Origin of the sequence: Marinomonas flavescens (genome assembly GCF_004352835.1) — a bacterium.
GTDB lineage: Bacteria > Pseudomonadota > Gammaproteobacteria > Pseudomonadales > Marinomonadaceae > Marinomonas > Marinomonas flavescens.
Genome location: NZ_SJSB01000013.1, coordinates 28,631 through 52,054 on the forward strand (window position 1 = coordinate 28,631; position 23,424 = coordinate 52,054).

Annotated in this window: 24 protein-coding genes; 4 read left to right on the forward strand and 20 right to left on the reverse strand. The window is 43.2% G+C overall.

Translation table 11 applies throughout. From position 1 onward, the window contains the following. Positions 1-20 precede the first annotated feature (20 nt). The 6 genes from E0D70_RS13160 to E0D70_RS13180 all read right to left on the reverse strand — a co-directional run bounded on the left by E0D70_RS13160 (position 21) and on the right by E0D70_RS13180 (position 4,183). Positions 21-1,631 carry an ABC-F family ATPase gene (locus tag E0D70_RS13160; protein WP_133012746.1) on the reverse strand — a complete coding sequence of 537 codons (1,611 nt, stop codon included), beginning with the start codon at positions 1,629-1,631 and terminating at the stop codon, positions 21-23. A gap of 366 nt (positions 1,632-1,997) precedes the next feature. Then, on the reverse strand, positions 1,998-2,120 hold the full coding sequence (locus E0D70_RS17720) for a hypothetical protein (RefSeq protein ID WP_276312854.1): 123 nt from the start codon (positions 2,118-2,120) through the stop codon (positions 1,998-2,000). 101 nt (positions 2,121-2,221) lie between these two features. Beyond that, the gene (locus E0D70_RS13165; RefSeq protein WP_133012747.1) at positions 2,222-2,533 is read right to left on the reverse strand and encodes a hypothetical protein; all 312 of its coding nucleotides are present in this window, start codon (positions 2,531-2,533) and stop codon (positions 2,222-2,224) included. Positions 2,534-2,561: 28 nt separating this feature from the next. Continuing rightward, on the reverse strand, positions 2,562-2,951 hold the full coding sequence (locus tag E0D70_RS13170) for a hypothetical protein (RefSeq protein WP_133012748.1): 390 nt from the start codon (positions 2,949-2,951) through the stop codon (positions 2,562-2,564). A gap of 51 nt (positions 2,952-3,002) precedes the next feature. Beyond that, entirely contained in the window at positions 3,003-3,305 is a 303-nt protein-coding gene (locus tag E0D70_RS13175; RefSeq protein WP_133012749.1) for a DUF883 family protein, read from the reverse strand. A gap of 197 nt (positions 3,306-3,502) precedes the next feature. Then, the gene (locus E0D70_RS13180) at positions 3,503-4,183 is read right to left on the reverse strand and encodes a phosphatase PAP2 family protein (RefSeq protein WP_133012750.1); all 681 of its coding nucleotides are present in this window, start codon (positions 4,181-4,183) and stop codon (positions 3,503-3,505) included. Between the two features lie 269 nt (positions 4,184-4,452). Between E0D70_RS13180 and hflK (E0D70_RS13185) the strand changes: the two genes are divergently transcribed. From hflK (E0D70_RS13185) to E0D70_RS13200, 4 genes are read left to right on the forward strand one after another with little or no spacing between them, the layout of a single operon-like run. After that, positions 4,453-6,417 carry a protease modulator HflK gene (hflK, locus tag E0D70_RS13185; protein WP_133012751.1) on the forward strand — a complete coding sequence of 655 codons (1,965 nt, stop codon included), beginning with the start codon at positions 4,453-4,455 and terminating at the stop codon, positions 6,415-6,417. Positions 6,418-6,427: 10 nt separating this feature from the next. After that, positions 6,428-7,486, forward strand: coding sequence for a protease modulator HflC (gene hflC, locus E0D70_RS13190; RefSeq protein WP_133012752.1), 1,059 nt, complete (start codon positions 6,428-6,430; stop codon positions 7,484-7,486). Next, the gene (gene hflK / locus E0D70_RS13195; RefSeq protein ID WP_133012753.1) at positions 7,483-8,547 is read left to right on the forward strand and encodes a protease modulator HflK; all 1,065 of its coding nucleotides are present in this window, start codon (positions 7,483-7,485) and stop codon (positions 8,545-8,547) included. Before hflC ends, hflK (E0D70_RS13195) begins: the two co-directional genes overlap by 4 nt. Further along, positions 8,544-10,529, forward strand: a complete 1,986-nt coding sequence (locus tag E0D70_RS13200) for a heavy metal translocating P-type ATPase (RefSeq protein ID WP_133012754.1) — start codon at positions 8,544-8,546, stop codon at positions 10,527-10,529. Before hflK (E0D70_RS13195) ends, E0D70_RS13200 begins: the two co-directional genes overlap by 4 nt. 32 nt (positions 10,530-10,561) lie before the next feature. Here the strand turns inward: E0D70_RS13200 and E0D70_RS13205 are convergent, their stop codons facing one another. The 14 genes from E0D70_RS13205 to E0D70_RS13270 form a co-directional block, all read right to left on the reverse strand. Then, positions 10,562-10,981, reverse strand: coding sequence for a gamma-glutamylcyclotransferase family protein (locus tag E0D70_RS13205; protein WP_133012755.1), 420 nt, complete (start codon positions 10,979-10,981; stop codon positions 10,562-10,564). A 24-nt stretch (positions 10,982-11,005) separates the two neighbouring features. After that, a complete protein-coding gene (locus E0D70_RS13210) occupies positions 11,006-11,665 on the reverse strand; it encodes an NADPH-dependent FMN reductase (RefSeq protein WP_133012756.1) in 660 nt (219 codons plus the stop codon). Between the two features lie 59 nt (positions 11,666-11,724). Next, positions 11,725-12,411 (reverse strand): ABC transporter ATP-binding protein, encoded by a 687-nt coding sequence (locus tag E0D70_RS13215; protein ID WP_133012757.1) that lies wholly within the window; start codon positions 12,409-12,411, stop codon positions 11,725-11,727. Next, on the reverse strand, positions 12,408-13,244 hold the full coding sequence (locus E0D70_RS13220; protein WP_133012758.1) for an ABC transporter ATP-binding protein: 837 nt from the start codon (positions 13,242-13,244) through the stop codon (positions 12,408-12,410). Before E0D70_RS13220 ends, E0D70_RS13215 begins: the two co-directional genes overlap by 4 nt. Beyond that, on the reverse strand, positions 13,234-14,079 hold the full coding sequence (locus E0D70_RS13225; protein ID WP_133012759.1) for an ABC transporter permease: 846 nt from the start codon (positions 14,077-14,079) through the stop codon (positions 13,234-13,236). The genes E0D70_RS13220 and E0D70_RS13225 overlap by 11 nt, the downstream gene beginning before the upstream one ends. Then, positions 14,076-15,131: an ABC transporter permease gene (locus E0D70_RS13230; protein WP_133012760.1), complete on the reverse strand. Its 1,056-nt coding sequence runs from the start codon at positions 15,129-15,131 to the stop codon at positions 14,076-14,078. Before E0D70_RS13230 ends, E0D70_RS13225 begins: the two co-directional genes overlap by 4 nt. Continuing rightward, entirely contained in the window at positions 15,131-16,696 is a 1,566-nt protein-coding gene (locus E0D70_RS13235; RefSeq protein ID WP_133012761.1) for an ABC transporter substrate-binding protein, read from the reverse strand. The genes E0D70_RS13230 and E0D70_RS13235 overlap by 1 nt, the downstream gene beginning before the upstream one ends. 166 nt (positions 16,697-16,862) lie before the next feature. Continuing rightward, positions 16,863-17,924: an NAD(P)H-dependent flavin oxidoreductase gene (locus E0D70_RS13240; RefSeq protein WP_133012762.1), complete on the reverse strand. Its 1,062-nt coding sequence runs from the start codon at positions 17,922-17,924 to the stop codon at positions 16,863-16,865. 38 nt (positions 17,925-17,962) lie between these two features. After that, complete coding sequence (locus E0D70_RS13245; RefSeq protein ID WP_133012763.1) at positions 17,963-18,970, reverse strand: hypothetical protein; 1,008 nt, start codon at positions 18,968-18,970, stop codon at positions 17,963-17,965. A 169-nt stretch (positions 18,971-19,139) separates the two neighbouring features. After that, a complete protein-coding gene (locus E0D70_RS13250; protein WP_133012764.1) occupies positions 19,140-19,889 on the reverse strand; it encodes an RIO1 family regulatory kinase/ATPase domain-containing protein in 750 nt (249 codons plus the stop codon). An 81-nt stretch (positions 19,890-19,970) separates the two neighbouring features. Next, positions 19,971-20,450 (reverse strand): MarR family winged helix-turn-helix transcriptional regulator, encoded by a 480-nt coding sequence (locus E0D70_RS13255; protein ID WP_133012765.1) that lies wholly within the window; start codon positions 20,448-20,450, stop codon positions 19,971-19,973. Between the two features lie 260 nt (positions 20,451-20,710). Continuing rightward, the gene (locus E0D70_RS13260; protein ID WP_338068575.1) at positions 20,711-21,457 is read right to left on the reverse strand and encodes an ATP-binding cassette domain-containing protein; all 747 of its coding nucleotides are present in this window, start codon (positions 21,455-21,457) and stop codon (positions 20,711-20,713) included. Continuing rightward, positions 21,450-22,403, reverse strand: coding sequence for an amino acid ABC transporter permease (locus E0D70_RS13265; protein ID WP_133012766.1), 954 nt, complete (start codon positions 22,401-22,403; stop codon positions 21,450-21,452). Before E0D70_RS13265 ends, E0D70_RS13260 begins: the two co-directional genes overlap by 8 nt. Before the next feature lie 183 nt (positions 22,404-22,586). Beyond that, a complete protein-coding gene (locus E0D70_RS13270; RefSeq protein WP_133012767.1) occupies positions 22,587-23,393 on the reverse strand; it encodes a transporter substrate-binding domain-containing protein in 807 nt (268 codons plus the stop codon). Positions 23,394-23,424: the final 31 nt, after the last annotated feature.

Sequence of the window (23,424 nt, forward strand, 5' to 3'; positions counted from 1 at the left end):
TTTTTCGTTTGCGTTACGATTTAGCCATTTGCGACACGTTGAATGTGCTGCTGATTCGCTAAATATTCATCGTAAGTGCCTTGGAAATCTACGACTTGATTATCTTTAATCTCAATTACTCGATTTGCTAGAGACGAAACAAACGCTCGGTCATGACTGACAAAAATAAGGGTTCCGTCAAAATCAACCAAAGCATTGTTTAGCGCTTCGATGGCTTCCATGTCCATGTGGTTGGTTGGCTCATCCATTACTAGAACATTCAAGTCCATCATCATTAACTTGCCAAAGAGAAGGCGGTTTTTCTCACCACCTGAGCACACTCTTACTTTTTTATTGAAGTCGTCTGCGGTAAATAACAAGCGCCCTAACATCGCTCGCACTTTTAAATCATCATGCTTTATTGTTCGCCACTTAGACATCCAATCAAACAAGGTTAAATCACAATTGAAGTCCTCAGTACTGTCTTGTGGGCAATAACCTATCACAGCATTTTCAGCCCACTTAATGTCACCTTTTTTAGCGTCTAACTCACGCATCAAACAACGTAAAAAAGTCGTTTTGCCAGCACCGTTCTCACCAATGATAGCCAATTTAGAGCCAGCGTCTAGAATCAGGTTGCCTTCACTGAAAAGCATAGTGTCTTCATAGCCATGAGCAAGATCTTCTAAGATCAACGCTTGGCGATGAAGTTTCTTATCTTGCATCAAAGAAATAGACGGTGTCATACGACTAGACTGCTTAACTTCTGACAATTCGATTTTGTCTAATTTTTTCGCACGTGAACTGGCTTGTTTGGCTTTTGACGCATTTGCAGAGAAGCGATTTACAAAGGCTTGTAAATCATCCATTTCAGCACTTTTCTTTGCATTTTCCGTCAATAGTTGTTCACGTATCAATGCAGAGGCTTCCATGAAGTACTCATAGTTGCCAGGATAAATTCGTAATTCACCAAAATCGATATCCGCCATGTGAGTACAGACTGAATTCAAGAAATGTCGATCATGGGAGATGATAATCATGGTGCATTTACGCTGATTCAATACACCAGCCAACCAATTAATGGTGTAAATATCCAAGTTGTTTGTTGGCTCATCCAAAAGCAAAATATCTGGGTTTGCGAACAATGCTTGTGCAAGCAATACACGAAGCTTCCAACCAGGAGCAACTTGGCTCATCAAACCAAAGTGATATGATTCATCAATACCAGCTTCTAACAGAATGTCACCGGCACGACTTTCAGCGCTATAACCATCCATTTCAGCAAACTCTGATTCAAGTTCACCAGCACGCATGCCATCTTCTTCACTCATTTCTAACTTAGAGTAGATTGCATCACGCTCTTGTTTCACTTTCCAAAGCGCGGTATCACCCATAATCACAGCATCAACAACTGAATACTCTTCAAAAGCAAATTGGTTCTGGCTTAAAGTACCGACCTTTTCGCCCGGAGTGATGGATACATTTCCAGAAGTAGGTGTCAGCTCCCCACTTAAAATTTTCATAAAAGTGGATTTACCGCAGCCATTCGCACCGATCAAACCATAACGGTTACCGTTGCCAAATTTTGCAGAGATGTTTTCAAACAATGGCGTTGCGCCAAATTGCATGGTGATATTAGCTGTGGAAATCAAAAAAAATACCTTGAGAGTGAAGGAGAAGAATTCGCTTACTTTTGATAATTTGAACGTCGTACAAAAGATAAGCACAAAGGCGGCGAATATAGAGATTTATAGGGCTAAAGTCGAGGTTTAGATGGATTATTTTACTAGAAAAGTAATAGCGTCTGAAAATAGAGCCATAGTCAGCATTTACAACCTTTAAAGGAAAGGCGTTTATTAAGCGCGCACATAAATCACACACATACAGCACCATCATTCTCGCGCTGTTTTAACGCCTGAAACGCAATAGAGTTATCGATAGCAAAGAGTAAGCTCTTAATCATCGACAACTCTATTTAATGTACCTTATTTCATCACAATGAGTTCGTTGAAGGACAATCACTCTTTTACATCAACCCAAGCGTCCCATCCTTTCCACTCATATTCATCGCTTTCAGCGGCATTAATAACAAAACGTTTAACCAATCGGTTGCTGCTGAATTTATTTATTAAGTAACTCATAGTACTGCTCCTATCCAAGATTCATATTTAATATTTAATATTTCTTAACTAAATTTTATCAATCGTTAGAGGTTAGTTAAAATTGCTTTTCACTAACTTCACTATAGGCCTGTACTATTTCCATCTGATGACGGTGTGCTTTTTTCCTCTCGTAAAAACAAGAAGCCTTCCTTTAGAAAACGAATGAATTCAGGTCTTATTCCTTTTAAAAGCATGCTGCGGTTTTTATTCGCTAGGTCACTCTGAGTGGTTAAGCCTAAAATAAAGCTCACCGCCAACCCTTCAGGACTTATCGCTACATCAAGCACATCTTGAGCAAAACGCTTTCTTGAACATTCAGCTCTAGACTCTAATAACACCGTTTTTACATATAATCGCTCGCGCTGTTTACGCATTTTTTTAAGGCCAAACATCTTGCCTCCGCTCTTCTAGCTCATCCTATTAAGACGATTTTTCATCCTGACTATCTGGAATTAATGCATCTAAGGTTCGGGTGAAATTCATACTTTTTAAAGTAACAAAAGCAATATAAGACAAACCCGCTGCGCTTAATAAAGTAACCAGTGTCGCAATCAGCAATATGCCAACCAACGAAAAACCATAACTCCATGCTAGTGCCGCAGCACTTGCTATCATTAAAAGCCAAGAAGTTATTAATAAAAAGACAACACCACCAACGAGCGCTAGCAACTGAGCACTTGACGTCACCCACATTTTGGCTTCAAGAGCACCCAATCCTAATACGCTTTTTAGCCATTGTTTATGCGTTAAAACGACATCGGAAAAATCAAGATGCTCTTTTTTCTGCTCAGTTGATTGCGACTGTTCCATGATAGATTCGCCTGCTATTTTGCTTTAATAATTCGCTATCTTTGCGACCATCTATTTCCGTTTACATAATAGACCTGCGGCAACCGCACCAGCTAAAAAGGCAATACCAACCGTTTTTATTGGATGCTCTTTGGCATACTCGCCAACCACGTTAGACACTTTCTCTGACTGCTGTTTAGCCGTATCTGCCATTTTATGAGCTTGTTCGCTAATTTGATGGGCAACCTCTTCAATACGTTCTTCACTTTTCGCGGCCATATCGGAAACACCATCTACGCCGTTATGGGCATTTTCTGCTGCTTGATCCACTTTTTCATGCGCTTTAGCTTGAGTTGTACTTTTAGTTGTTGCCATGATAAATCTCCATAACGTTTGAATGTATGTATTACATTGCCAACATCATGCCAACTTATAAGCTATTGATTTATATATAAATTAAATATATTAGGTAGAAAGCGTTAGCAAGATAAGACATTTACTACATACTTCATTGTAAAAATTTCATGGCGAATATTGCACGAAATAAGAGTGACAAATAAGCGACCAACTCGCTAATTTTTATCCAAGCGAACTAAATAAGGTCGAGCGATAACAAAGCAAAACAAAACCCAAAAGAAGCCAACAAACAAACCTGCGGTAACATCTGTTGGCCAATGAACCCCTAAATATACTCGACTAACAGCAACAAAAATCGGAATCACTAGCGCTATGGTCAGCATCAAGTACTTAGCTGAACGGTAAGCATTACGCCAACTAACGACTAAGGCAAATGATAGAAAGAATAACGCCGACGACATAGCGTGCCCTGACGGAAAGCTACTCGTATACACCTGTGTAGCATGAGGCACTAGCTCGGGACGAGGTCGAGAAAAACCTAACTTCAGCATAAAACCAAAAGCAGCACCAGAAACAACCGTTGCTAAAAACCATAACGCTAAATGGGTTTTATTGGTTAAATGAAGATACCAAGCAAACATGACACTAAAAAAAGCAACGATCCAGTTACTGCCAAGCGCAGTAATGTCTCTCATGGTTTCTCCTACCCAAGAAGGCCCCCATTCTTTTGTAGAGTCTGAAGCGTCCCGCAGCATTAATAACAACCTTGTATCGATATAAGGAACCCCGGAGCGGTTAACAAATACGGCTATCACAACAAACCCTATTAATAATCCCGCAAGCAAGATAAAAATAGGATCTAGTGTTTTTCTAGCAAGAGCGTCATTGTCGAACATAAGATATTGATACCTAAATATTATTTTTAACGCTCATATCTTAGTTATTTTCATTGTAAATCAAAAGGATATAATAAGTATTTACGTTTTTATCAATGCTTTTGAGCCTTCTAAAATAACGGTAAACAACCTAAAAACAATCGTTTGTAGTACAATCTCGGACGATTTTTCGATGATATTTTCAATTACTTTTCTCGGAAAACACCCACAATAACGAATAAGCCAGTATTTATAATGCCAGCATTATCCAAGCGCTATTTGGAGCATTAATGAGAGTTGATCTTGAGACGAACCATGCAGAATTAGAAGCCACCCCTCGGTTTCAATTAGCTTCTGCACATAAACGCCAACTGCAGTTCTGTAATATCGGTTTTACCTTATTAGCCTCTCTGCTTATCTTCATCTGGTTAGTGGTTGCCATTTTTGCCCCGCAATCCATTTGGGTCCCACTGCAACTTAATATTACCGCTATGATGATTGTCCTTATTGCTTCATTTCAATCAGCATGGCGTATTTCTCGCTGGAGAGAACAGACATTAACTGAGCAACAACAAGAAGAGACAACGGAGGAGCACAAGGAGATAAAGCAACAAGCTGACACCAAACAGTCCAATGCGTTTCAAACACTGTTTCAAGAATTCTTTGAACGATGGCTAAAGCCAATAACCACAGCAATTAGTATTGATGCTATCTGGATTATTGCCTTAACCTTGTTGGCTCTCATGTTGGTAGCAACTGGCTGGAATTTAACCCTGCCAAGCCGTGCCGTAGCCGATTCGGCCTATTTATTTGCAGGACTCGCGCTATTAGCGGCATTTGCCTTACTGGTCCTCGAACGCTACTTGGCAGCGAACCAAAACGAATGGCCTGAAGCCATTAGCTTAGCCATGTTAGTACGCGTTGCCATTGCCACTCTTGTGGTGTCAGCAATTTGTTTAAGCTATGCGTCTTCTGAGCGAACTTGGCCCCTTCGTATTGCGGTTTTATCAGGACTTTTACCTACTATTGTTGCGTTAGAATTGGCCATTCGAGCCATTCTTTCTGCATTCACACCGCAACGAGTCAGCCTTGAGCCTAAGCTTTTCGCAACAAGCTTTATGGCAGAACTATTGCGTTGGCCACCAAAACCCATGCAACTGATGCAAGACGGCTTGTTTCAACGCTTTGGGGTAGATTTACGTCAAGTATGGGCCTTTGGTTTCATCAAGCGCGCCTTTCTTCCGGTTGTTACACTCATGATTTTTTGTGGTTGGTTATTGTCTGGCGTTCATGAAATCCCCATTAATGGGCGAGGGATTTATGAGAAGTTTGGCAAGCCAGTCGTCATTTTCAAGCCCGGTTTACACACGACATTACCATGGCCTTTTGGCCGCGTTATCAATGTAGAAAATGGTGTCGTACACGAACTAACAGCAAGCAGCGATGAAAACAGCCTAGCGCCTCTGACACCAGCAGAAGGTCCTGCACCCGAAACCGCTAACCGTTTATGGGATGCCACTCATCGCAGTGAAAAATCGCAAATTATTGCCAGTCGCAACGATGGCAAACAGAACTTTCAAATTGTCGATATGGATGTCCGCTTTATCTATCGCATTGGCTTAACGGATCAAGATGCTTTGGATGCCACCTACAATACCGCTAATTTACCGACGCTGATTCGCCGTACTGCCAGTCGTATTCTCGTTCACGACTTCGCAGGTAGAACGCTTGATGATCTATTAAGTGAACAGCGTAACGAATTATCAAAAGATGTTGGTAATGCGGTCCAAAAAGATCTAGATCAGCTCAATAGCGGTGTCGAATTATTAGCCACGGCAATAGAAGCAATACATCCACCCGCAAAGGCCGCTAATGCTTACCATAAAGTGCAATCGGCCCAAATTGAAGTACAAGCTTTGATTGCCAGAGAGAAAGGAAAGGCAGCAGCAGAAATCGATAAAGCACGTCAACAAGCCAGTTTAATAGAGGACGGCGCGGACGCAAATGCCCACCAAAATTTAAGTAAAGCCAAAGCCGATGGTATTATTTTTGACGCCGATCATGCCGCCTCAAACATCGCGGGTAAAACCTTCCTGCGTGAACAATATTATCAGCAACTAATTCAGGGTATGAGTCACGCAAATAGCCTTATTATTGATAGTCGAATCCATGGTGAAAAATCGCCTACTTTGGATTTTAGAAGTTTTGTGCCACCCGTAGATCCTTCTTCAAACAACACCAACACAACTCACTAGGAAAGCGCCAATGAGCACGCAGCATAACCACCCCCATCATGCGCATGACGAATCCAATCACGCCTCTCATAACCATGAGAATACACAGGATGATAGCCACAGCCCTGCGCCGTCTAATTCGCCTAAAGGTACATGGCGCCGTATTAGCTTCGCCCTGCTGCTGGTTGCTTTTGCTATTGCCGCAGCGTGTTTAGTACAGGTTCGCTCGGGTGAAGCCGAAGTCATTACTCGCTTTGGCAATCCAGTCAGGGTGCTATTAAAGCCCGGCTTAGCATGGCATCTGCCAGCGCCTTTCGAGCTTTCCACTCCCGTGGATTTACGATTACGCACGACGTCTAGTGGTTTACAAGATGTTGGGACCAAAGACGGCTTACGTATTATTGTTCAAGCTTATGTGGTTTGGCAGGTAAAATCAGACAAAGACGATGTGCAACGCTTCATGCGTGCGGTCCAAAATAAACCGGATGAGGCGGCGCGCCAACTACGAACTTTTGTCGGCTCCGCTTTAGAAGCGACCGCCAGCAGCTATAACCTCTCCAGTTTAGTCAATACCGATGCAAGCAAAGTACAAATCAGCCACTTTGAAGAAAGGTTACGCCAGCAGATTAATCAATCGCTGTTAGACACATATGGTGTTCGCGTGGTTCAAGTGGGCATCGAACGCTTAACTCTACCGGTAGTAACCTTGTCGGCCACGGTAGACCGTATGCGAGCTGAACGAGAAACGATTGCGACACAACGTACGGCTGAAGGTAAACGACAAGCGGCACAGATCACGTCGACCGCACAAAAAGAGTCACGCATTATTACCGCCGATGCGACAGTAAAAGCTGCGAACATTGAGGCTAAATCTTTAGTCGACGCCGCTAGTATTTACGGCAAGGCCCACGCACAAGCCCCTCAACTCTACGATATGCTTCGCTCACTAGACACGTTAAGCAGCATTATTAATAAAAATACGCATCTAGTTCTCAGAACCGATGCGGCGCCATTCAAAGCGCTTATTGATGGACCTAAAATATTTAGCTCGCCGACGTTAGATAAAAATGAAGAGGCGAAAAAACCATGATATTTGGAAAAAAAGTCGAGCAAAATACGTCGACAAACAAGCCAAATAGTCACTGGTTTCAGGCTGGGCGATTGGCTTTTATCGCACTCTACTTACTCACATTGGTAACGGCTGTTACTTGGTTAGTTGCCAATGTCCGTGAAATTGGACCCGATTATCGAGCGGTTGTACTGCGCTTTGGCGCCATTGATAGAGTGCAAAACTCAGGTTTATTACTGGCTTGGCCACAACCCTTTGAAAAAGTAATTCTTTTACCATCTGCGGATCGCGTTATTGACCGCACTATAAAAGCATTAATTCGCCCTGAGACAGCCAACTATGCCGGGCTAAATTCAGGGATGGCCAATGATGCCACCGCTGGAGTCGGCTACCTATTAACTGGGGATGCGGGTGTCGTGCAGCTAGGGGTTCACTTGTATTACAGAGTGACAGACCCTTTCGCTTATGTGCTCCAGGGTAAACACGTCACCTACGCATTGGATAGATTAGTCGAACGCAGCGCTGTAATCGTGTCGGCCTCTCGCGACCTAGACACCATATTGGTAGCACGACCTGAGTTAGTAGGGTCAAGCACCGAAGCGGCGATTAAACGAGAAAAATTACGAGCCGACCTCGTTCAAAGTATTAATAAAAGTTTAGCGGCATTAACGAAATCTGGCGCCAGCCTTGGTATTAAAGTAGCCCGAGTAGACTTACAACCAAGCTTACCCGTTGAAACCGTTGATGCCTTTAATGCCGTGCTGACTGCTAGCCAGTTGGCAAAGCAAACCGTCGCCGAAGCCAATAACAAAGCGGCCGCCACATTACAAAAAGCCAACCAAGAAGCTGATCGCATTATTCAGCAGGCCAATGCGAATGCCAATGAGCGTGTAGCAAAAGCACAAACGAATACCGCCACCATAAGTCGCCTCGCCCAACTACAGCAAAATAATACTGACCCAGGTTTGCTATGGCGACTGTATCGTCAACGCGTTAACACCTTGCTATCACAAGCAGGCTCCGTCACCACAATTGATCCAAGTGACGATGGCAAACTCATTCTACAAGGCAAACAACCATGACCCAGTCGTCCCATTCACACCACGAACATGATCACGAACATGATCACGAACATGATCACGGACATGATCACGGACATATTCATTTTGGCAGCGGTTCATTAAGTCGCAGCGAACAAAAAGCCGCAGCCAAGCAGCTGACGCTAGCCATGATCGCCCTCGGTTTATTAACGCTAGGCCTTATCTGGCATTGGCTGTTCCCTTCTCAGCAAAGCGTCAGTCAATTATTGCTTGGCTTAGCTTCTGTACTGGTGGCTTTTCCTGTCTTACGTTCTGGCTGGCATAGCCTCAAACACCCAAGTCTACATGGCATTACGGATCAATTAATTGCACTCGCCATGTTGGGCGCATGGGCAACGGGCGATTTAATGACCGCTGCGTTATTGCCCATTATTATGATCTTTGGCCACATTTTAGAAGAACGAAGTGTCATAGGCTCTCAAGAAGCCATTGAAGCATTAGGCCAACTAACACAAAGTAATGCTCGTAAAATCAACCAAGATGGCAGCATTAGTGAGGTAAATAACCAACGCCTACAAACGGGTGATTTGATCGAAGTGCGCGCTGGCGATCGCATCCCTGCAGATGGCCTTGTTATAGAAGGTATGGCGAGCTTAGACACCGCCCCTATTACCGGTGAATCCGTGCCTCAAGACGCTAAAACTGGCGACGAAGTCTTTGGTGGCGCCATCAACCTAGATGGCTTATTACGCGTCCAAGTCACGCGGACTGGTGAAGAATCGACGCTTGGTAAAGTTATTGCCCTCATGCAAAAGGCGGAACAAGCCAAGCCCCCAATTACTCGTCTATTAGAGCGCTATGCTGGCCAATACATGGTGCTAGTGTTAATGGTGGCGGCCATTACTTGGTTTGTCACTTACGATGCTCAAGCGATGCTCGCTGTGTTGGTCGCCGCATGCCCATGCGCGCTCGTGTTGTCTGCTCCTGCCGCGGCCATTGCTGGGATTGCTGTCGCAGCCCGTCATGGTATTTTGATTCGCAGCTCAGCCTTCTTAGAAGAGTTCACCGAACTAAGCTCCTTAGTAGTCGACAAAACAGGCACTCTGACCTTTGGCTCTTTAAGTCTGCAATCATTGCAGCCCATTCCCGATTCTCCGATTCCTGAATCTGAGTTACTAACATTAGCGGCGAGCTTAGGCGCTTCTAGTAGCCACCCCGTGAGTCGAGCTTTAAGTAGCCTTATTGCTCATGAAAACTATCAGCCGTTACAAAGTGTTAAAGAACACCAAGGGTTGGGAGTCGTCGCTGAGACAACAAAGGGGGAAGCCGCTCTAGGTCGACCTGAACTATTCACTCAATTGGCTATCCCGTTTCCTAATATACCCGAGCACGATGGCCCTATCGCGGGATTGTCTTTAAATGGCGTATTTTTAAGTTGGTTTTTATTGGCTGATAAAGTCCGCCCAGAAACCGCTCAAGCTCTCGCGGATTTGAGAGAATTAGGCATAGGTCGACAATTACTTCTTACGGGAGATCGACAATCCGTCGCTGATAAACTCGCAAAAGAAGTGGGTATTACCGACGTCGTAGCCCAAGCCCTACCTGAAGATAAATTGCGCTGGGTGAGTCATGAAATTGAGTCCGGCTTTAAACCCTTAGTGGTAGGTGATGGTATTAACGATTCTTTGGCTTTAAAAGCTGGGGTGGTGGGCGTTGCTATGGGCGCGGGGGGAGCTGACATCGCATTAGCATCCGCTGATATTGTTTTAATCGGCAGCGATTTAAGACGTTTAGGAACCTGTGTTCGACTCAGTCGTCGCTGTCGTCGTACGTTGCACATGAATGTAATTATTGGACTAAGCTGGACTATCGCCATTATGGCAGCGGCAGCCTTTGGCGCACTGGGTGTCGCTGGGGCGTTAATCGCGGCGGTATTGCATAATCTCAGTACTTTGCTGGTATTAGTCAATACTGGCCGACTATTACGTTTTGAAGAAGTTCTAAAAGAGATAAAAAAACCTTAACAGGGTTAAGGTTTTAGAAATAACAGAAGAGATCAGCGGCGGCGAGCATAAAGCGCCGCGTGCTCTAGCAAATACTCACCGTTTAGCGTCATTTGAATATCGGCATTGCTAGTGCTTTCAACAGGCTTACCGTATGCAAAGACCGTTTTCTCCAAGCCGTTCTCGAGATTAACAACATTCATCTCAAGGCGCTGATAACCGTCACTTTGTGTTATACGCTCTAGCTCATCCATTTCAGCTAAGCCAGCATCATCAAGGCTAAATACTTGTCCGACAACAGGACTGCCCTCGCCTTGCTTTAATACCAGCCAAGGTGAATAGCGTTTGCCAACTAATAATAATGGATAAGCATGCACGGTTCTAAAGGTACCTAGGACGCGCTTACCTTTGTTGCGTTCGAAATTAGGAAAACCTTCTTTTAGAGTGCCAAAAACAAAAACAAGATGATTCATATTTTACCTATTCCCTGTTCAGCGCTAAGGGGCATCGCGTTCAATTGGCGTACGAGTAAAAGACGCTATCAAACTATGAGGGTCTGTTTTCTCAGTCTGTGCTTTACACGCCTCAGCCCACCAAATTAATTGACTAAAGGTTCGATGAAAGTAGCTTTCCCAATGGTTAGAGTCTTGCGTTAAGCTTATATGTCCATTTTCCTCAAAAACATCTTGAGCATGAGGAATATGAACCATAGCAGAAACAGGTAAACAGCCAAGTTCACTTAAAAATACACGCATACCAACAGCGGCTCGCATGCCGCCCCATTGGCCAGAAGAATAAGTCACAATTGCACTGGGCTTGTAAGAAAATAATGAACTGCCGAAATGATTCAATAAATTGGCAAGCGCAGGGCTCATGCTGTGATTGTATTCAGGACTGACCATGATATAGCCATCGGCCGCACGAATTTTATCCGCCAGCGAATCTAAGTCTTGCGGCACTGCGCGCTTGGAATAGGAAAAATGCGGTTTGAAAACCGCCCCTAATTCATACTCTAAAGGGTCAATGAGTTCGATTTCATGGTCAGGATAAGATAGCTCAAAAAAAGACTGACATGCTTTACTGACTCTTTCTCCTAGTCGAGCAGGACGTGGCGGTGTACTGGTTCTTACCGACCCAAGGAAGATCAAAAACTTCATAACTTCTCTCCTTTAGACAAATGACATCGACTAGCTAATACTAAACAAAGCCCGATACCTTAGACGTAACGCTTTTCCTGATCAATCCGCCCTGCCTTCATGGTGACCGCATGATCACACATATAATCTATGACATCAGGGTCGTGACTCACCATAATCATGGTCAAGTCATGATTGGCTTTTAACTCGTTTAATAGATTTAATATTTCAGCCTGAACCGACATATCTAAAGCGGAAGTTGGTTCATCAAGCAGTAATAATTTTGGCTCAAGCAATAAGGCTCGGATAATCGCCACCCGTTGGCGTTGCCCGCCGGACAACTGATGAGGATAACGATCAATCATATTTTCCGTTAGGCCAACTTGTTTAAAGCCTTCGCTAATACGATCGTTAATATCACTCAGCCCCAGTAGCTTTAATGGTTCTGCCAGCGTGCGGCGCAATCTATGCTTCGGATGTAAGGAAGCATAAGGGTCTTGAAACACCATTTGGACTCGACGACGACGATCGCCAGTAAATATTTTTCCCGACTCTAACGGTTGTCCAAATAGCGTAATCTCACCTTCCCAATGTGGATTTAGGCCTGCTAAGACCCATAAAAGAGACGATTTACCACAACCAGAAGGACCCACTAAGCCAAAGCATTCACCGGCTTCGACCGTCAAGTCTATATCATGCACCACGGTATTACTCTGTAAGCCCTGAACATGACTTACACTGACTTTTTTAAGCTCAAGCTGATTCAATTTAAGGTCTCCAAATGCTCTCGGTCTAACGTGGGCAAGGGCTGACCTCGCTTAGCGATATTAGGGCGACACGACCACAAAGTTTGCGTGTAAGGATGAGTCGCATTTGGCAAGGCTTCTGCGGCCAAATGGTCGATCAATTTACCTTGATACATAACCATCACCCGCTCGCAATAATCGGCTACTTGTTGTAAATCATGACTGATCAACAATAGCCCCATATTACGTTCTTCTACTAAAGAATGAATTAAAGCGAGCACTTGATCTCGGACCGCATGATCTAAGGCTGAGGTAGGCTCATCGGCAATTAATAACTGTGGATCATTAATCAGTGCCATGGCTAACATCACTCGCTGCCCCATACCGCCTGACAGTTGATGAGGGTACATTTTCCTCAATTTGGCAGGATTAGGAAGCCCTACTGCATCCAGCATATACTCGACTTTTTCTACCCTTGCCTTACTCGACATAGACTGATGCAATACCAGTGGCTCGGCAACTTGTCGGCCGATATTTTGCGTCGGATTTAGTGCGTATTTAGGGTCTTGTAGCACCATGGAAACTTGATGCCCCCGTAGTGTATTCCATTGCCGTTGGCCATACGTTAACACAGGGTGATCAAGTAGCTGAAAATGATCGGCTTCGACGTACAAAGAATCCGGTAGCAAGCCCATTAAAGAGCGTGCCGTGAGTGACTTACCAGAACCAGACTCTCCTACTAGAGCAACACGCTCGCGGCCCATTGAAAAATCAATGCCTTTAACCAATTCGGTGCCGTCGGCAAGCCCAATCTGCAGGCCTCGAACATCTACCAATGAAGATTTATTTGTCATGACGAGGGTCCATTTTATCTCTCAGCCCATCTCCGAGCAGATTAAAAGCAAGGCTGGCTAATAAAATAGCCACACCGGGCACTGCTGCTACCCACCACTGATCAAAAATTACGCGACTACCACTGGCCACCATTGATCCCCATTCAGCTGCTGGAGGTTGAATCCCCATTCCTAAGAACCCTAATCCGGCCGCTGCTAAGATAATACCGCCTAAATTTAACGCCGCTCGGACAATAGCACTGGGCAGAATCAACGGAAGAATATGACCGAAGATCAATCGAAAGCCCGTAATGCCCTGCATTTTTGCAGCAGAAAGGTAATCACTATTACGGATAGCAAGCGTCTCTGTTCTCGCTTGACGCGCAAAAGATGGCCAACTGGTAAAAGCCAATGCCAAGGCTCCATTCATTAAACCCGGACCTAAAATAGACACCAAGGCCAAAGCAATGACCAAACTGGGTAAGGACATAACAATATCGGTTAAGCGCATTAAAATACGCTCAACCCAACCACCAAAATAACCGGCAAAAATCCCAATCGCCAAACCGATAGGAACGGTTAGCAGAATAACCAAACTGACTAAAATCAGCGTTGGTCGTGCGCCATAGAGCACACGAGAAAAAAGATCTCGACCAAAGCGATCGGTGCCAAACCAATGCTGTGAGTCTGGCGCGAGCAAGCGCTCTTGAATATTCTGAATATTAGGATCGAAAGGGGAAAGCAAGGGTGCCAATAACGCCAGCCCCACAAGAATAACCACCAAAATCAAACCAATATTCAATGTATTAAACGGGCGTAACCATCGAAAAGAAACGCCCTTCTTTGAAATAATCATCGTGTTCTTGGGTCCACCCATTTAGTCAATGTGTCCGCTAAGGCATTTAAAAGGACAAAACATGTGCCGATAAGTAGCGTTGATCCTAAAACCGCGGCCGTATCCGATGCGAATAAAGCACTGGTTAAGTAACGTCCAAGACCCGGCCAAGCAAACACAGTTTCCGTTAACACAGCCCCTTCCAACAAACTGGTATAAGACAATGCCAATATTGTAATGAGTGTTCCCAAAACATTCGGAAAGACATGGACAAGCAATATTCGTAAACGGCTGGCGCCTTTGGCTTGAGCTAACACAACGTATTCTTTATTACTTTCTTCTAGCATGACCGCTCGCAATAAGCGCGTGATCGATGCCATCGACAATAAAGCCAATACTGAAACCGGCAACCATAGATGAGCAATGGCATTTTTTACAATAGCCATATCGCCACTGCGAAATGCATCTATCAGTACAAAGCCACTATTTTGCGTCATGGTATAGGTGTAGATATCATCGAGACGACCTGGACCTGCAGACCAATGAAGTGTGGCATAGAACAGCAGCAAGCCAAGTAAACCTAGCCAAAAGACAGGCACAGAATACCCTAACAAAGAAATAAAGCGTGCGAGATGATCTAACCAACTACCCGGTTTATACACCGCCAGTGTGGCCAGTAAAATACCGAAAAAAGCACCAAAAAACATAGCACAAGTTGCCAGCTCGATGGTGGCAGGAAACGTACGTAATAAATCACTCGCAACAGGTTGCTGACTTAACTGAGAAACACCTAAATCACCGTGACTCAGACGACCTAAATAGTGCGCAAACTGCATCGGTAACGATTCGTCTAGCCCTAGTTCATGTCGTGCCTGTTGATAGGTTGCTTCACTTGCGTGATCTCCGACCAATTGTAATGCCGGATCGATTGGTGCCGCCCGAGACAAAACAAAGGTAAAAATCAATAAACCAAATAACGTTAGAGCCAATGAAATAAGGCCGCTTATCAAGTTTCGACTGCGGCCTATCCAAAGTCGACGCATCGCGCCGACTGATTTATGTTGATCATTCATTATTTAGAAACGTTTTGATAGTAAACCATATCTGGCGTAATACCTTGGACATAACCTTTTAGGTTATCTCGAATGGCAACTAATTTTTTGTTCTGCAAACCGATCACAAAAGGAGAGCTTTCACGTACTCGGCGTTGCAGCACTTGGTACATTTCAGTTCGTTTTGCCTCATTGGTTTCAGCTCGTGCTGCAATGGTCATTTTACTTAATGCTGGAATCTGCCAATTTGCGCGCCATGCTAACGTTTTAGAGCCATTTCCAGGATTGTAAGCAAACGTTGATGCGTTGGTGTTCGGATCAAAATAGTCAGGCCCCCAAGCAGAAACAGTCGCTTCATAGTCATGCTCTTTCACTTCGTTAGACACTTGGCTACTAATGCCTGGAATCAATTCAACCGTAATACCCGCTTTTGCAAAACTGGCTTGAAGTGCCTGTGCGACATCTAAGTATGGTGGTTGGTTTGACACAATCAATTTAAAGTGAGGGTTTTTAATTCCTGCGTCTTTTAAAATCTGCTTCGCTTTTTCTGGATTATAACGATAAGGCTGATCCGTCAACGCGCCTTTAAAACCTTGTGGAAGGAAGGATTGTTGAACTTGAAATTGGCCACGCATTAGATCGACAGCAATGCCTTTATAATCAAACGCCCAACGTGCGGCTTCCCAAAACTTAGGATTGCCTAAAACAGGGTTATTTTTAGCTTGCGTGTTGAACATCAAGTAATAGAGTGACGCATAAGGCAACGCCAGTGTTTTCACACCGGGTTTACCTTTTAAAGATTGAAATTGGTCTGAACCCAAGTTGCGAGCAATATCCGCATCGCCTTGTTCAATCAATAACTGGCGAGTGGCTGCATCAGGTACATTTTTCATTAAGATCATCTGCATTTTAGGTGCGCCTGCAGGAGACGTTTTATTAGCTGCAAGTACCAGCGCTTCATGCGGCGTGTATTTCAAAATTTTAAATGGGCCGCTGCCTGCAGAATGGTTGTTTAACCAAGAATGACCTAAATCACCATTTTTTTCATGCGCTTCAACCACTTTTTCATCAACAATAGAGGACGCTGGAGCCGATAACAAACTCAATACAAATGAAGGCCCAACATTAACATCCCAAGTGATTTTTATTGTGTTCGCATCAATTTTCTGCAAATGGCTATCCACATTGTCTTTATTCCACCCTAGCTGAGTCAAAATAAAAGAAGGGGCCAAATTCAATTTTACAACGCGACCTAATGAGAAGATAACGTCTTCTGGACGAATTGGATTACCACTAGCAAACTGAGCCTTGTCTAATAATGTTAGCGTCAAACTGTGTGCTGTCGATTTCCAACTGGTCGCCAATGTCGGCTTCAATTGTGTTGGGTTCTGTGGATCAGATTGCACAAGGCGCTGATAAATATTCGTGAAGGTTTGTACTGATGTCAATTCAAACCCTTGGGCAGGGTCCAAACTCGTTACATCATCAAGAGACTGGGCAACCACCAAAGCATTTGGTGGTGTTGCAGCCATAGCGGCAAAGCTCCCTGTAAGCAATATGCTTATAGCGATCAGTTTCTTAATCATTAGGTTTCTTCCTGATAATAGTCAATTTTATTAAAGTGTAAGTGACCCTGCCTATTTGGGAAAGCACTCGAAACCTATTGGCTTCTTTTATGCACATTTAATGTTTGTTAAATGGTTTATAACCATAAAAAATCATATTTAATGACGAATAACAGTAAATTGACCTTTATTTATTTTCTCCAAGCGCCAATAACTTGGTTTGTTCAAACGCGGAGTTTTCTCTACAACCAGACGAATTTTGGCCACACCAAAGTGAAGAAAAACCACTGTCCCCTTGCTGCTCATAAAACGCTTTTAACTGCGCTATTTCAATTGAAGCATGGGGGAATGCAGGCGCTAAAGGAGACATGTAATGCAAATCTCGCATGACACGATTAACAACAGAACGTGCGGGCCGTCCGGTAAATACATTTGTCAGCGCCGTATGCGGTGAAGAATCACGACCAATCGCTGTTCGATGTAGTTTTGATATTTTCGCTTCGTCGCACAATAAGTAAGCGGTTCCAACCTGAACGGCTGTTGCGCCAAGAGCTAATATCGCCTGAACTTCCCGATGATTACTGATACCTCCAGCGGCAATCACTGGTATCTTAACCTTGGCAACGATGTTTGACACAAGAGAGAACATCCCTACCTGTGTCGTAACGTCCTCCGATAAGAACATTCCCCGATGTCCACCAGCTTCAATACCTTGAGCAATAATCGCATCTACGCCTTGTGATTCTAACCATAAAGCCTCTTCGACTGTTGTCGCGGAAGACAATATCTTAGTCCCCCAACGCTTAACTCGCCGCACCAAATCTGGCTCAGGCAGGCCAAAATGAAAACTAATAACTTTCGGTGAAAAGGGTTCAATAGCGTCAGCAATAGCATGGCTAAAAGGAGCGCGATTTTTACTGTTTGGTAAGCTTTTGCACGTTTCGCCTATATCAGAAAAATAAGGCTCAAGCGTTTCTTGCCAAGCACTATGCCGTGCTTCGTCGTACGCTTCAGGCTTATGGCAAAAAAAGTTAAGATTGAAAGGCTTATCCGTTTCCGCTTTAACCGCCTCAATTTCATTGATTATTTCATCAATATTAAGCATCGCACAGGGCAAAGAGCCCAACCCACCCGCTTTAGACACAGCAATCGCCATCTTACTGTCTTGGGCGCCAGCCATTGGCGCTTGAATAATGGGGTATTTGCATCCCAGCAATGAGTTAACCTCTTCGATTCTTATTTGGCTCATCAAAAATAACTCCTTTGCATCTTACAAAGCGACACACATCACTTCACTTTAGGAAGATAACTTCTTATTGATATTGGCAACACGCTCAATAATTGAGCGCGAATAAAGTGCCATTTCGCCGATAACAACAGCAAGCCTCCACCAATCAACACACCCGTAAGCGCAAAGCTATAACCAATACCACCATAATTTTCAATAATCGCGGAGACCGCGTACATAACATACATCAACGAAGACACCATAAACGCTCGACGATCAACGGCAATGGAAATGGAGGTCATCAATAAGTACAACACAACAACCACCAACATACTGATCAGGCTGTCGTTACCGTTTAAAATACCAAGGTTGGAAAAAATAGGATGAATGATCAATGGCGCTGATAATAAATGCAGCCAAAATGCGACATCTGAACGACGAGTCATTCTTTGCGTGTCTGATGCATCCCAATACATAGCTAAAGAGAATGCCGCAATTCCGCACAAGAATAGAATAATCAGTAAGCTTTCTTTAGCCGTAGGAAAAACAACCAATAGGAGGGAAAGTAAAAATACAAAAAGTGCCCCCATACCCACTGCAACAGTGATCGGTACTTTAAAACGCCGCCAATGACAGTAAGCGGACAACGTTGCTACAGCAGCAGCGATAAGTGAGGCAGCTTGTAGGGAAAAATACGGCACTGATGAGGTAATAGAAAACACACACCAGAACACGCCACCAACAAAGGACAATAATAAAGTGATTGCCGGTAAGGCCATTTTACGTTTTAGAACAAAGAACTCTGCTAACCACCAAGACAAGATTGCAAACACCAACATGGCAAGCGTGTCGCTAATGGGTCGAAGAACCCAAATGGACGAAAATAAAAGTAACATGCAGGCTATAACAACAAAAATATCGTTAAAACCACCTATCAACCGGAAGTTTTCTTCATCTACAGACGACGTATGTTTTTCTGTTGCTAGCAAAGAACGAAATTCATTCACCGCCGTGTCGGTAAACACGCCTTTCTTCACCGCATAATTTAAGTCTTCATCCGTATACATACATTGATTACCCTTCTCTGATTGAATAACAATTTATTATTGCGTTTTTAATTCTACGGAAGAAGTGTTTTGGTAAATAGTCTGCAGTAAGGAAAGAGCGTAAAGAAAGTCAAATAGCCAAAGATTGGAGACAGAACGAGTGCCGGAACATGACTCGTCCTCAAAAAACTTAAAACCGATCAGTAATACTACGCAATAAGCCTGCGCCGGGTAATTGGCTAGCAAGCCCAACCAGCCATAAACTCGCTCTGTGTATTGGATAGCCACGAAAGATCCAACGTTTTCTAAACTGATTAAAGTTAGTGAAAAATATCTTTTTGTAGCCTGTAACAGGCAGTTCACAAACCGCAGACCAACCTTTATACACGCCAGAAAGATCCGCGCCACGCATATAACGTTGTAACCAAACAGGAAAGCGATCAAAGGTCATGGCAGATTGAAAATCAATAAAATACGGTTTACCGTCTTTGCCTAAAATAACATTCCCTAGATTGCGTAAATCTAGGTGCACAAGACCTCGCCGATGCATTTCAGACACCATATGCTCTAGTTGATTAAAAAAAGCTTTAGGTATTTTTTCACCTTGCTTGCTTAACGTTCGTAAAGGAACGCCCTCAATAAAAGCGTACGCGATTCCTATAGAAGACAATCGGTGATATTCATCACTTACGCCATCCATTCCATTGAGACGTTTTAGCGCTTTGTATTCTTGATTAATAAACAAGCGAGCAAGGGTCTTGCGGACAAACCAAGGACTGTGTTGAAAGTCCTTAATAACGAAATCAAAATGATCGTCTTTATAACGATACACGATTGCATTAGCGAAACGTCCTTTATGAAGAACGCTTAAATTATCTACATGAAAATCTCTTTGCGGGAAACGTTCAGCTAGCTGTGAAACCAGTGTTTGCTCGTTCATAATGTAAAATCTGCATAAGTAATTGCCTAGACAACTACTTTAGCAAACCTCTAGATTACGAAATAGAGAGCGGCGACAGTCTCACTCTTTGTTACGAACTTCTTTCAAATTGTTCAAAAATCTCAGCAAAAGTGAATTTAATTGTTCTTTTTCTTGTTCAGCAAAGCCATTGAACCCTTTATGAAATACCGCATTCACCTTGGGTAGAATATCAGGAATAAAAGCAGCCCCTTTATCACTCAACGTCAAATACATTGAACGCTTATCTTCAGGGCAAGGTTTTTTGTCTAATAATCCTTTGCTTTCAAGTCGACAAAGCAGGCGACTCATAGCACCTCTGTCATAGTCCATTTCTTCACATAGATTCGCCAGTGTACTTCGCCCATTGTATGACAAAATCATAACAACACGGTATTGAGCGGCGGTTAACTCTAATGGCGCTAACTCTGTGTCAATCGACGATACGATCGCTGATTTCACCATAGAAATTAAAAAACCAACGTCTTTTACTGAATCTAGATTGTCTAATTTATTCGTTTTAAAAATACCTGATGTAGACATAACAATCCTTCACTTTTAACACCTAATAAGTACGCTAATGACTAACGAGGCATTGTAGTTTGGCTATGTTTGGCGGCTTATTGTTAAGCCATCCGATTAAAAATCATCAGAATGCATAGTAAAATAAGACATGCGAAAAAAATGTTAACTCGGTTCAGCAGACTTACTAAATGACTGGCGTTGCCCAAATAGGCAATGGAAAAAAGAGATTACGATGAATAAAACACCCTTACTAATCGATTGTAAGGGTGTTTGGGGAGTTATAAAACTTGGCCTAGAAATCGTTGTAGCCTAGGGTTTGGAGAATCAAAAAAGCGATCTGGTTGCTCTTCAAAAACTAACTCACCATCTTCCATAAATACGACACGGTCGGCCACTTCTCGCGCAAACCCCATTTCGTGAGTCACCACAACCATCGTCATGCCATCACTAGCGAGGCTTTTCATTACATCTAATACTTCACCCACCATTTCAGGGTCAAGCGCACTCGTCGGTTCATCGAATAACATGATCTTAGGTTTCATCGCCAACGCTCTGGCAATGGCGACACGCTGCTGTTGCCCTCCAGATAAGTGCGAAGGATAACTGTTCATGCGATTCGCTAAACCCACTTTAGTTAGTAGCTCATGAGCTTCTTTCTCCGCATCAGCTTTTGACTTTTTCAGCACTTTTAATGGCGACAACATCACATTACCAAGCGCTGTTTTATGAGGAAACAAGTTAAAAGATTGAAAAACCATCCCAACTTCTTCACGCATCTTATTGATATTGGTACTTTTTGCAGTCAGATCAATATCATCAATATGAATCGTTCCGTCAGAAATGGTTTCTAGCTGATTAAGTGTTCGCAGAAAAGTCGACTTACCTGACCCACTGGGACCAATAATCACAACGACCTCTCCTCGCTTAACTTCAAGCGAGACATTTTTCAGCGCATGGCAATTATTCGGGTAAATTTTTTCTATATTTTCAGCGACGATAATGCTGTTACTCGATACTTTAGTCACTGGCAGATAACCTCTTTTCTAACTTTTGAATAATCCAAGACAAACTCCCGGTCAGCACTAAATACATAAGCGCAACGGTGAACCACACTTCAAATGGAGCAAAGGTCGAACTAACCACTTCACGTCCTGATTTGGTCAAATCGGTAATCGATATAACCGATACCAATGAGGAGTCTTTAATTAAGTTGATCAGCTGTCCAGCTAATGGTGGCAATGTTCTTTTAAAGGCTTGTGGCAAAATAACATAAACCATTGCCTGAAAGTAATTCATTCCCACACTACGAGCCGCTTCCATCTGACCAGGGTGAATAGACTGAATTCCTGAGCGGATAATTTCAGCAATATAAGCACCGGTAAAGACAGACAACGCAGCAACACCTGCGGTAAATCGGTCAAGATTTAAAATGGTGCCTATGAAAAAATAGAAAATAAATATTTGCACCAGTAACGGTGTACCGCGAATTATTTCTACATAGGTAATGGCAAAATATCGTAAGGCAGGGTTGTCAGAAATACGCGCAAGCCCTGTAAATAAACCGATAATCATCGCAAAGATAAGCGCAACAAAGGACAGTTTTAAGGTGGTAATCAGTCCCCATAAAATGGGCCCGACTCGCCAGCCATTAACTTGTGCTAATGGGTCCCCTTCAAAAACAATGTCACCGGACATAACATTGGCTTTATCGAATTTTTTAATAACAAAAGGGTTCCCACCTTGATCTGGCAGAACAACCATACTGTGATTTTTAATATCAACACTTTGCACTGTGCCGTCAAATGGAGAGCGGATATCCTTAGGCTCTACACTGATAATATACTGTGGGATTCTTTCCCATCGCCATGTGTAGTCAATACTTTTGCTGGAAGCGTAAATGCCAAATCCTAGACCTATCAGGACTAAAACAAAGACAGCTTTCCATAAAAGCAAATTGTGTTGCTCTTTCATCGGTAAGAAATTCCCCGCATTATAGTTTTTTGGTTTTTGTAAGGTTGAGACCAGTTAATCAATTAACTGAAGGACAAAGACACGAGCGTAAAGCTCGAGATAATACAGGAAAAGAGTGGCTCGTACACGTTACAGCTATACGCAACACATCCTTATGCTGCATATAGGTGTAGTAACTTGGTCTTATTGAACTGAGCTGATCCAGCTATTCGATTCAAACCACTTGTGGTAGATTTTTTGATACGTACCGTCGCCTTTGATTTGAGCAAGGTAGTTATTCAAAAAATTCATAAAGTCTGGGTCGCCTTTACGGATTGCCCAAGCAAGAGGCTCGTAAGTAAACACTTTACTTAGATGAACTATTTTACCTTTGTTTTGAGAGGCATAAATAGCATTGAATGGCATATCGTACACAAACGCATCTGCTTTACCATTAACCACTTCAAGCACTGCTTCTGATTGTGTTTCAAACAAATTCAGCTTAGCTTTACTCATGTATTTTTTGGTAGCAAGTTCTCCAGTAACGCCCAGCTTACTTACGATTGTATACTTAGCGTTGTTTAGATCTTTATAAGATTTAACTTTATCTTTTAGCTTTGGATTAAGCAGAATAGATTGACCAATAACAATATAAGGGTTTGCAAAGTTAACTTTAAGGTTACGCTTTGCTGTTACCGTCATGCCACCCATGATGACATCACATTTAGAGGTCAACAATGCTGGAATAATACCGTCCCAAGCGGTGTTACGAATATCTAATTTAACACCCATGGCATTAGCCATCGATTTGCCGATATCTACATCAAAGCCAACAATACGGCCTTGTTTATCACGCATTTCAAAAGGCATATAACCAGCATCTAAACAGATCTGTAATGAACCACGAGAAACAATTTCATTTAATGTTGATTTCTGCCACAAGGCATTATCAGACGCAGAGGCAATCCCTACATAGAACAGCATAAAGACGACGGTAAATAGCTTTTTCATTTATTTCTCTCTTATAATAAATTGGAATGAC

Bases quoted from the DNA above. Each gene is read 5' to 3' on its own strand.
- E0D70_RS13175 (WP_133012749.1), bottom strand. From the start codon at position 3,305: ATGGCAACAACTAAAAGTACAACTCAAGCTAAAGCGCATGAAAAAGTG.
- E0D70_RS13180 (WP_133012750.1), bottom strand. From the start codon at position 4,183: ATGTTCGACAATGACGCTCTTGCTAGAAAAACACTAGATCCTATTTTT.
- E0D70_RS17720 (WP_276312854.1), bottom strand. From the start codon at position 2,120: ATGAGTTACTTAATAAATAAATTCAGCAGCAACCGATTGGTTAAACGT.
- E0D70_RS13230 (WP_133012760.1), bottom strand. From the start codon at position 15,131: ATGAATGATCAACATAAATCAGTCGGCGCGATGCGTCGACTTTGGATA.
- E0D70_RS13205 (WP_133012755.1), bottom strand. From the start codon at position 10,981: ATGAATCATCTTGTTTTTGTTTTTGGCACTCTAAAAGAAGGTTTTCCT.
- E0D70_RS13250 (WP_133012764.1), bottom strand. From the start codon at position 19,889: ATGAACGAGCAAACACTGGTTTCACAGCTAGCTGAACGTTTCCCGCAA.
- E0D70_RS13165 (WP_133012747.1), bottom strand. From the start codon at position 2,533: ATGTTTGGCCTTAAAAAAATGCGTAAACAGCGCGAGCGATTATATGTA.
- E0D70_RS13265 (WP_133012766.1), bottom strand. From the start codon at position 22,403: ATGAAAGAGCAACACAATTTGCTTTTATGGAAAGCTGTCTTTGTTTTA.
- hflK (WP_133012751.1), top strand. From the start codon at position 4,453: ATGAGAGTTGATCTTGAGACGAACCATGCAGAATTAGAAGCCACCCCT.
- E0D70_RS13240 (WP_133012762.1), bottom strand. From the start codon at position 17,924: ATGAGCCAAATAAGAATCGAAGAGGTTAACTCATTGCTGGGATGCAAA.
- E0D70_RS13255 (WP_133012765.1), bottom strand. From the start codon at position 20,450: ATGTCTACATCAGGTATTTTTAAAACGAATAAATTAGACAATCTAGAT.
- hflK (WP_133012753.1), top strand. From the start codon at position 7,483: ATGATATTTGGAAAAAAAGTCGAGCAAAATACGTCGACAAACAAGCCA.
- E0D70_RS13210 (WP_133012756.1), bottom strand. From the start codon at position 11,665: ATGAAGTTTTTGATCTTCCTTGGGTCGGTAAGAACCAGTACACCGCCA.
- E0D70_RS13200 (WP_133012754.1), top strand. From the start codon at position 8,544: ATGACCCAGTCGTCCCATTCACACCACGAACATGATCACGAACATGAT.
- E0D70_RS13170 (WP_133012748.1), bottom strand. From the start codon at position 2,951: ATGGAACAGTCGCAATCAACTGAGCAGAAAAAAGAGCATCTTGATTTT.
- hflC (WP_133012752.1), top strand. From the start codon at position 6,428: ATGAGCACGCAGCATAACCACCCCCATCATGCGCATGACGAATCCAAT.
- E0D70_RS13235 (WP_133012761.1), bottom strand. From the start codon at position 16,696: ATGATTAAGAAACTGATCGCTATAAGCATATTGCTTACAGGGAGCTTT.
- E0D70_RS13270 (WP_133012767.1), bottom strand. From the start codon at position 23,393: ATGAAAAAGCTATTTACCGTCGTCTTTATGCTGTTCTATGTAGGGATT.
- E0D70_RS13245 (WP_133012763.1), bottom strand. From the start codon at position 18,970: ATGTATACGGATGAAGACTTAAATTATGCGGTGAAGAAAGGCGTGTTT.
- E0D70_RS13220 (WP_133012758.1), bottom strand. From the start codon at position 13,244: ATGACAAATAAATCTTCATTGGTAGATGTTCGAGGCCTGCAGATTGGG.
- E0D70_RS13225 (WP_133012759.1), bottom strand. From the start codon at position 14,079: ATGATTATTTCAAAGAAGGGCGTTTCTTTTCGATGGTTACGCCCGTTT.